The sequence below is a fragment of the Ochrobactrum sp. BTU2 genome, assembly GCF_024539785.1.
GTDB lineage: Bacteria > Pseudomonadota > Alphaproteobacteria > Rhizobiales > Rhizobiaceae > Brucella > Brucella anthropi.
In genome coordinates this window covers 1-1,396 of sequence record NZ_JAHWRG010000075.1, presented here as the reverse complement: position 1 = coordinate 1,396, position 1,396 = coordinate 1, and the positions used below count along the sequence as shown (strand labels likewise).

The following is a 1,396-nucleotide window of genomic DNA, read 5'->3' as shown; positions in this document are numbered from 1 at the left end:
CACAGGGTTTAATATTTCTGACTTCGACTCAAAAACAAAAGAACTGCCACCAAATCTGCCCCGGTTACAACGATGGGGTAAGCGGGGCATATCCGTTGGCGGTGCTATTTCACTGTGCAATTGCGCGCTGACTTGCAATCTACCATAATCCGGTCTGTGACAGAAGATTGCTTCCCATTGCATTTTGAAGAAGGCGCGGATGACTGAGATCGACATTGATAGTCTGGATGAAGCGATGCTGATGGCGCTGAACCGGCGTATCGTTGAGAGATTGCAGTTTCTGCAGCAGCAAAGGAATGAAGTAGCCCTTCAGGACATCAGGATCGGCAGCGGCGTGATGTTTGAAGGGCCGGATGGTGCCGAGGTTCGTGGTTTTGTAATCCGCCGTAATCGCAAGACAGTGACGGTACATACCGATGGCGACAAACAGTGGAACGTTTCGCCGTCATTGCTGAGCCTGACTGGTCGCCATATTTTAGATGAGGCGCCGACAAAAGCAGGCCGGGTCGTTCCATTTACAAAGCCTGGTCGCCGCCGATAAAGATGAACACTATCGGGCTTTTGCGATGATGAGGCCTGCAAGCTCCGGAATGGCTGGCTTCTGAGTGGATACACCAAGCCGATCGCCGAGGTAGTGCCAGAAGGAAAGCCCGAGTTTCTTGCAGGTCTTCATAAGGCCGAGCATGGTATCGCGGGCGATACGTCCATCCCGGCTCATGGTGCCGCCGGAGATTTTTCGTTTGGTGACGCAGCTGCGCAGATCATTCTCGGAGGCATTGGTGTGCAACGGGATCTCGGGTCGTTCGAGAACTTTCAGCAATTCCTGTCTACGGCGCAGTAAGCGCGCCAGAAGCTTATCCAGATCAGCATATCCGGTGCGGATGGAAAAGATCCGATCGAACCTGACTTCAAGGGCCTGGGCTGTACGACGGCTGGGACTTCGGGCAAAGTCTTTCAAAAGCTTGTAAAAGAGCCAGATAAGTTTGCGCAGCGTTTCAACATGTTTCACCTGCTGTGGTTTCGCCGGCATCAGTTTGTGCAACAAACGTTCCGCATGGACCCAGCACAGGGCATGGTCTCCCACCCGGAATTGACCGGCATCGTCAGAGACAATCACCGTATTGCCCATAAGCCCGTGATATCGGATAGCTCCCCATAGACCAGCTTCACCGAACATGCGGAGCGTATTGTTATCGAAGATATCGACGCCATTTCTGAGCAGATGCTCAAGAAATAGCACCTGATTGGGAAAGTGCTGTGGTTTGCGGGGTTGTAAGCGGGCTATGAGTGCAGGATCCGCTTTACGCGCCAGCAAATACTCGAATGCTGCATCGTTAAGAACATAGTCGGTATAATTGCCACGCAGCAGCGACAGAAAGTTCAGCCGTGATTTCGT

2 protein-coding genes are annotated in these 1,396 nt (G+C 52.4%); one reads left to right on the top strand and one right to left on the bottom strand.

Annotation, left to right across the window (positions count from 1 at the left end):
- Positions 1-184: 184 nt before the first annotated feature.
- On the top strand, positions 185-541 hold the full coding sequence (locus tag KWJ32_RS28025; protein ID WP_323054581.1) for a hypothetical protein: 357 nt from the start codon (positions 185-187) through the stop codon (positions 539-541).
- Between the two features lie 9 nt (positions 542-550).
- Here the strand turns inward: KWJ32_RS28025 and KWJ32_RS28020 are convergent.
- Positions 551-1,396: transposase (locus KWJ32_RS28020; RefSeq protein WP_256886619.1), on the bottom strand; the 846-nt coding region annotated here is incomplete at its 5' end.